The sequence below is a fragment of the Micromonospora hortensis genome, assembly GCF_022230935.1.
GTDB classification, from domain to species: domain Bacteria; phylum Actinomycetota; class Actinomycetes; order Mycobacteriales; family Micromonosporaceae; genus Micromonospora; species Micromonospora hortensis.
On sequence record NZ_JAKKFE010000071.1, the window covers coordinates 241,389 to 247,742 of the forward strand.

7 protein-coding genes are annotated in these 6,354 nt (G+C 71.5%); 1 reads left to right on the forward strand and 6 read right to left on the reverse strand.

The features are described 5' to 3' along the window. Positions 1-42: 42 nt before the first annotated feature. From NIE111_RS31795 to NIE111_RS31815, 5 genes are all read right to left on the reverse strand, one after another. Positions 43-1,950: an NADH-quinone oxidoreductase subunit 5 family protein gene (locus NIE111_RS31795; RefSeq protein WP_238687866.1), complete on the reverse strand. Its 1,908-nt coding sequence runs from the start codon at positions 1,948-1,950 to the stop codon at positions 43-45. 20 nt (positions 1,951-1,970) lie between these two features. Then, positions 1,971-2,333 (reverse strand): NADH-quinone oxidoreductase subunit NuoK, encoded by a 363-nt coding sequence (gene nuoK / locus NIE111_RS31800; RefSeq protein ID WP_238687853.1) that lies wholly within the window; start codon positions 2,331-2,333, stop codon positions 1,971-1,973. Next, on the reverse strand, positions 2,330-2,890 hold the full coding sequence (locus NIE111_RS31805) for an NADH-quinone oxidoreductase subunit J family protein (RefSeq protein ID WP_238687854.1): 561 nt from the start codon (positions 2,888-2,890) through the stop codon (positions 2,330-2,332). The genes nuoK and NIE111_RS31805 overlap by 4 nt, the downstream gene beginning before the upstream one ends. A 25-nt stretch (positions 2,891-2,915) precedes the next feature. After that, positions 2,916-3,521, reverse strand: a complete 606-nt coding sequence (locus tag NIE111_RS31810) for a NuoI/complex I 23 kDa subunit family protein (RefSeq protein ID WP_238687855.1) — start codon at positions 3,519-3,521, stop codon at positions 2,916-2,918. Positions 3,522-3,616: 95 nt separating this feature from the next. Next, the gene (locus NIE111_RS31815) at positions 3,617-4,045 is read right to left on the reverse strand and encodes an ester cyclase (RefSeq protein WP_238687856.1); all 429 of its coding nucleotides are present in this window, start codon (positions 4,043-4,045) and stop codon (positions 3,617-3,619) included. 81 nt (positions 4,046-4,126) lie between these two features. Between NIE111_RS31815 and NIE111_RS31820 the strand changes: the two genes are divergently transcribed. Continuing rightward, positions 4,127-5,146 (forward strand): glutathione S-transferase family protein, encoded by a 1,020-nt coding sequence (locus tag NIE111_RS31820; RefSeq protein ID WP_238687857.1) that lies wholly within the window; start codon positions 4,127-4,129, stop codon positions 5,144-5,146. A 104-nt stretch (positions 5,147-5,250) separates the two neighbouring features. Here NIE111_RS31820 and NIE111_RS31825 read toward each other — a convergent pair whose 3' ends face one another. Further along, the gene (locus NIE111_RS31825) at positions 5,251-6,213 is read right to left on the reverse strand and encodes a complex I subunit 1/NuoH family protein (protein ID WP_238687858.1); all 963 of its coding nucleotides are present in this window, start codon (positions 6,211-6,213) and stop codon (positions 5,251-5,253) included. Between the last annotated feature and the right edge of the window lie 141 nt (positions 6,214-6,354).

The following is a 6,354-nucleotide window of genomic DNA, read 5'->3' on the forward strand; positions in this document are numbered from 1 at the left end:
TTCGCGACTGCGGGGCTCGCAAACCCAGCTCACTCCTCGCGCTCACTGGACAACTCCCAACAGGGCGGCGGCCAGGCCGATCAGCAACGCGCCGGCCAGTACGCCGGCGGCGGCCCGGGGCAGCGCCGCGCGGTGCAGCGCGGCCAGCCCCGCGCCCAGACCGGACGCGGCTCTCCCACTGCCCTCGACAGCGCCGTCCACCACCACCTCGTCACTCGTGCGCGCGGCGCGGGCCAGCGCGCGGACCGGGCGTACCACGAGGGTGCGCTGGACGTCGTCGAGCCGGAACGCGCTGGCGAAGACCGGCCGCAACGGACCCAGCGCGGCGGCCGGGTCGTCGGCTGGGTCGCGCCGCCAGCCCCACGTCACCAGCGCGGCGCCGACCAGCAGGAAGGCGAGCGGTAGCAGCACCCCCGGCCCCAGGTGGACCAGGCCGTCCTCGGAGCCCGCCACCGGGACGGTGGGGAACCGCAGGCGGTCGGCGAACGCCCCGACGAACCCGGTCAGACCGAGCAGCGCGGCCGGCACGGCCAGCAGCAGCACCGGCCAGCGCAGCACGGCCGGCGGATCGTGCGGCTGGACCAGGGGCAGCCGCGGGGTGCCGAAGAAGGCGCGCAGCAGCAGCCGACCCGCGTACCAGGCGGTGACAGCCACGCCGACCAGCCCGGCGATCCAGACGATCCAGCCCACCCAGGACGGCGCGGGGCCGGTGCCCTCAAGCGCTGCCGACTCGGCGACCGTAAGGACGCCGTCCTTGCTCCAGAAACCGGCCAACGGCGGCACCCCGGCCAGCGCGCCCAGGCCCACCACAGTGCACCAGAACGTCACAGGCATGCTGCGCCGCAGCCCGCCCATCTCCGACATCAGGGTGGTGCCGACGGCGTGGATCACCGCACCGGCGGCGAGGAACAGCAGCGCCTTGAAGGCGGCGTGGGTGAGCAGGTGGAACAGTGCGGCCGACGGTGAACCGACAGCCAGCGCGCCTGTCATGTAACCCAGCTGGGACACTGTCGACCAGGCCAGCACGCGTTTGATGTCGTCCTGGGCGGTGGCGGCGAGCGCGCCGAGCAGCAGCGTGATCGCGCCGAGCACCCCCAGCACCGTCAGCGTCACCGGCGCGGCAGTGAACAGCGGGTAGAGGCGGGCCACCGCGTACACCCCGGCGGCGACCATCGTCGCGGCGTGGATCAGCGCGGAGATCGGGGTCGGACCGGCCATCGCGTCCGGCAGCCAGGTGTGCAGAGGGAACTGCGCGCTCTTGCCGGCCACTCCGGCGAGCAGCAGCAGGCCCGCAGCGGTCAACGTGGCGCCGGAGTGGTCGTGGGCGAGCACGTCGGCGATCCGGAAGCTGCCCGTCGACACGCCCAGCAGCGCGATGCCGAGCAGGAACCCGACGTCACCGACCCGGGTCACCAGGAACGCCTTCATGGCGGCGGCGGGGGCGCCGGCCAGTCGGCGGTCGTGGGCGATCAGGAGGTACGAGCAGAGGCCCATCACCTCCCAGCCGACCAACAGCATGATCAGGTCACCGGCGACCACCACCAGCAGCATGGCACCGGTGAAGAGGCTGATCTGGGCGGCGTAGGGCGGGTAACGGTGGTCCACGTCGACGTCGTCGTGCGGACCGCGCCGCAGGTAGCCGATCGAGTAGACCTGCACGGCCAGGGCGACAGTGGTGACCGCCACCGCGACCAGTGCGACGGCGCCGTCCAGGCGTACGCCGAGGGTCACCGCCAGCCCGCCGAAGTCCACCCAGGTGGCCGACGTCTCGGTCGGCCCGTCGACAGTGAGCAGCAGCGCGACGGCCAGCGCCAGCGCCCCGGCCGCACCGGTGACGCCGAGCGTCACGGCGACCGTCCGGGCCCGGTCGCCGCCGGTCGCGCTGTCGCGCCGAGGGGCCGGTGGCAGCAGCAGACCGAGCAACCCGGCGACCAGCGGTACGGCGGGCATCAGCGCCCCGAGCAGCCCGGTCACCGGCCCGCCTCCGAGTCTGCGATGGCCGGCTCGCGCCCACCGACGGGATCCGGCGACTCGGTCAGCGGAACGTCGTCCACCGCGACTGTCGCCCGCAGCCGGTAGAGCTGGAGGACGATCGCCAGCCCCACCCCGATCTCGGCGGCGGCGAGGACGATGACGAACAGCGCGAAGACCTGCCCCGAGTGCGGGAGCACGGCGCGGGCGGTCGTGTCGGCGGTGACGAGGATCAGGTTGACCGCGTTGAGCATCAACTCGACCGACATCAGCACCAGCACCGCGTTGCGGCGGCGCAGTACGCCGTACACGCCGAGGCCGAACAGCAGCGCGGCGGTGACGTACGGGATGACCGGCCTCACCGGCGCCCCCCGGGCTCGCTGCCGGCCAGGTCGTCTGCCGTGCCGTCGCGGTGCGGGGCGGCTCTGCCGATGTCCGGCCGGGACAGCACGATCGCGCCCACCAGCGCGGAGAGCAGCAGCACCGAGAGCACCTCGAACGGCAGCACCCAGGATTGGAAGATCTGCTCACCCAGCCGCTCGGCCGTGCCGGCGGCGGGCAGCCTGACGGTGCTCCAGCGGTACGCATCGACAAGCAGGGCGGCCAGCCCCAGCCCGGCGCCGCCACCGATCAGCGCGGCCGGCCACCCGGGCCGGTCCAGGTCGTCGGAGGCGCCGATCGGGGCCCGGGTCAGCATCACCGCGAACAGCAGCAGGACCACCACCGCGCCCACGTAGATCAGCACCTGCACCCAGGCCACCAGCTCGGCGCTGAGCACCAGGAAGTCACCGGCCAGCGCGCCCAGGCACACCACCAGGTAGAGCCCGGCCCGGACCAGGTGTTTGGTGGTCACCACCAGCACGCCGGCGCCGACCGCCACCGCGCCGAGGGCGAGCAGCAGCACATCCGCCCCGGTCACCGGTGCACCCTTCCGGCTCGGGCGCTCACGACGCCGGGTCCTGGTCGGCGTCGGGGCGTACCGCTGGCGGAGCCGGACGTGCGGCGGCCGCCTTGCGCGCGGCGGAAGTCTCCTCCTTGGCCGGCTCGCCGTTCGGGTCGTGCGCGGGCGGCGGCGGAACGGTGGCCATCCACTGACCGAGGTGGTCCTTGTCGTGCAGCAGGTCCTTGATGTCGTACTCGGCGTACTCGAACTCCGGCGACCAGTAGAGCGCGTCGAACGGGCAGACCTCGATGCAGATGCCGCAGTACATGCAGAGCGAGAAGTCGATGTCGAACTTGTCGAGCACGTTGCGCTGGCGGGGGCGGGCGGCGCCGGGCACCACCACCTCCTCCTTGTGCGAGTCGATGTAGATGCACCAGTCCGGACACTCCCGGGCGCAGAGCATGCAGACCGTGCAGTTCTCCTCGGACAGGGCGATCACGCCGCGCGAGCGCGGCGGCAGGTCAGGAGCCGTGTCCGGGTACTGCTGGGTGGTCGAACGGCTGGTCATCGTCTTGAGGGTGACCGCCAGCCCCTTCACCAGGCCCGCGCCGGGAAGGCCGCGTCCGCCGGTGTCATCGCGCTCGCTGGGGTCGCTCATGTCGACCATCCTGCCCTGTGGCCACGGCGCGCGCGACCACCACCCACAGGTCGACGACCCCAGGGGCTTACCCGAGAAGCACGGTCACCTGCCGATCAGCCGGATCACGCCCCGGGTCCGCTGACGACGGCCGGTGGGAGCATCTCGACGCCGAGTTGTTGCAGCAACTGGAACAGCTCGTTGCAGCTCCACACCTCGACGATTCGGCCCGCCGCGTCGAAACGCAGGAACGTCGCCCCCGAGTAGCTGACCACCTGCCCGGTCGGCGGCACCGGCCCGAACTGCCCGGCGTGGGTGCCGGCGGCCCGCCAGTGCACTGCCACCCGCTCGCCCGCCGCGACCACGTCGACGATCTTGTAGCGGAGGTCCGGAAAGGCCGCCCGGCGCTCGCGATGCCAGGCCAACGTCGCCTCCGGCCCGGTGCCGCCCAGCCCCGGGCACTCCTCGGCGACCAGCTCGTACGCCGACTCCTCCTGGCGGGCATTCCACACATCGGCGATGAAACGCCGGGCCGCCACCTCCACATCCGTCATGCCGGCAGGGTATCCGGGACCACTGTGCGCCGTAGATCCGCGAGGATTGGGTAGAGACACTGACCAGACCGGGAGGGCGACGTGGGCGAGGAAAAAGGCGGCAAGTACGTCGAGCCGGGCGGCGAGTTCACCCGCGACCAGCGGTACATCGCCACCCGGATCACCGAGGACGGGCGCGACGGCTATCCGGTGGAGCCGGGCCGGTACCGGCTGGCGGTCAGCCGGGCCTGCCCGTGGGCCAACCGGCTGATCATCGTGCGGCGGTTGCTCGGTCTGGAGGACGCCATCTCGATGGCGGTGGCCGGCCCGACCCACGACGCCCGGAGCTGGACCTTCGATCTCGACCCGGACGGCCGGGACCCGGTGCTCGGCATCGAGCGCATCCAGGAGGCGTACTTCAAGCGCTTCCCCGGCTACGAGCGCGGCATCACCGTTCCGGCGATCGTGGACGTGCCGACCGGGCAGGTGGTGACCAACGACTACGCGCAGATGAGCCTGGACCTGTCGACGCAGTGGAGGGCGTACCACCGCGAGGGCGCCCCGCAGCTCTACCCCGAGCACCTGCGGGAGCAGATCGACGAGGTGAACGCAGTGGTGTTCCGGGACGTGAACAACGGCGTCTACCGGTGCGGGTTCGCGGGCAACCAGGAGGCGTACGACAAGGCGTACCACCAGCTCTTCGACCGGCTGGACTGGCTCACCGAGCGGTTGACCGACCAGCGCTACCTGGTGGGCGACACCATCACCGAGGCCGACGTGCGGCTGTTCACCACGCTGGTCCGCTTCGATCCGGTCTACCACGGCCACTTCAAGTGCAACAGGCAGAAGCTGAGCGAGATGCCGGTGCTGTGGGCGTACGCCCGGGACCTGTTCCAGACTCCCGGCTTCGGCGACACCATCGACTTCGACCACATCAAGCGGCACTACTACGAGGTGCACCGCGACATCAACCCGACCGGGATCGTTCCGCTCGGCCCCGACCTGTCCAACTGGCTCACCCCACACGGCAGGGAAGCGCTCGGCGGCCGCCCGTTCGGCGACGGCACCCCGCCCCCACCCCCCGCCGAGCCCGTCGACCCCGCCCACACCCCGCTGCGCTAAAGCCCCTTGCACGCGTCGATCTTGCACTTTCTGACGCCCAAATGCACCATTTGTTCACGTTTGCCGGGACAGAAAGTGCAAGATCGACGCGGACGGGTGGGGGTCTACAGGGCTATGCGGACTGCCGCGGTGAGGACCAGTTGGGCCAGGGACGCGGGCACGAGGACCAGCCAGCAGAGGCGTTGGAGTTGATCCTCGCGTAGCCGGGGGTAGGAAACCCGGAGCCAGATGATCACGAAGGACACCGCGAAGATCTTGAGCAGTGTCCAGAGCCAGCCCAGCTGGTCGTCGGCGAACGGGCCCTGCCAACCCCCCAGGAACAGCACAGTGGTCAGCGCGGCGATCACCACGATGCCGACGTACTCGGCGAGCAGGAAGAACGCGAACCGCAGACCGGTGTACTCGGTCATGTAGCCGAAGACCAGCTCCGAGTCGGCCACCGGCATGTCGAACGGTGGCCGACGGATCTCGGCCAACCCGGCGACGAAGAAGATGATCATCGCGGGTGCCTGCCAGAGCAGCCACCACGGCTGCCACGCCTCGACGATGCCCGACAGGCTGAGCGTGCCGGCCGCCATCGCCACTGACGCGGCGGCCAGCACCAGCGGCAGTTCGTAACCGAGCAACTGGGCCGCCCCGCGCAACCCGCCCAGCAGGCTGTACTTGTTGGCCGACGCCCACGCCGACATCAGCACCGCCACCACCCCGACGCCGACCACTGCCAGCACGAAGAAGAGGCCGATGTCCAACGGTTGCCCGACCAGGTCGTTCGGACCGAGCGGAATGACGAGCAACACCAGCAGGTAGGGCACCAGGGCCACCGCCGGCGCCAACCGGAACACCGCCCGGTCCGCCTCGCGCGGGGTGATGTCCTCCTTCTGCACGAACTTGACCCCGTCGGCCACGAGCTGCGCCCAGCCGTGGAAGCCGCCCGCGTACATCGGGCCGAGCCGGCCCTGCATGTGCGCCATCACCTTGTGCTCGGCCTGGCCGACAAGCAACGGCAGGGTGAGGAACGCGACCAACACGCCGCCGATCCGGATCACCAACTCCACCCAGAGCGGCATCAGGCCGTACCCCCGTCGTGGTCGCTCCGGCCCTCGCGGCCCGGCGGGTCCGCGATCGGCTCGCCACCCGACGCGGCCGGGCCGGCGTCGGGCTGGTCAGGTGCGGCCGCGCCGGGCGCGGCCCGGTCGGCCCCGTCAACG

Excerpts from the sequence above, each read along its gene's own strand:
- NIE111_RS31795 (WP_238687866.1), bottom strand. The coding sequence starts at position 1,950 with ATGCCCGCCGTACCGCTGGTCGCCGGGTTGCTCGGTCTGCTGCTGCCA.
- NIE111_RS31810 (WP_238687855.1), bottom strand. The coding sequence starts at position 3,521 with ATGGTCGACATGAGCGACCCCAGCGAGCGCGATGACACCGGCGGACGC.
- NIE111_RS31815 (WP_238687856.1), bottom strand. The coding sequence starts at position 4,045 with ATGACGGATGTGGAGGTGGCGGCCCGGCGTTTCATCGCCGATGTGTGG.
- NIE111_RS31825 (WP_238687858.1), bottom strand. The coding sequence starts at position 6,213 with ATGCCGCTCTGGGTGGAGTTGGTGATCCGGATCGGCGGCGTGTTGGTC.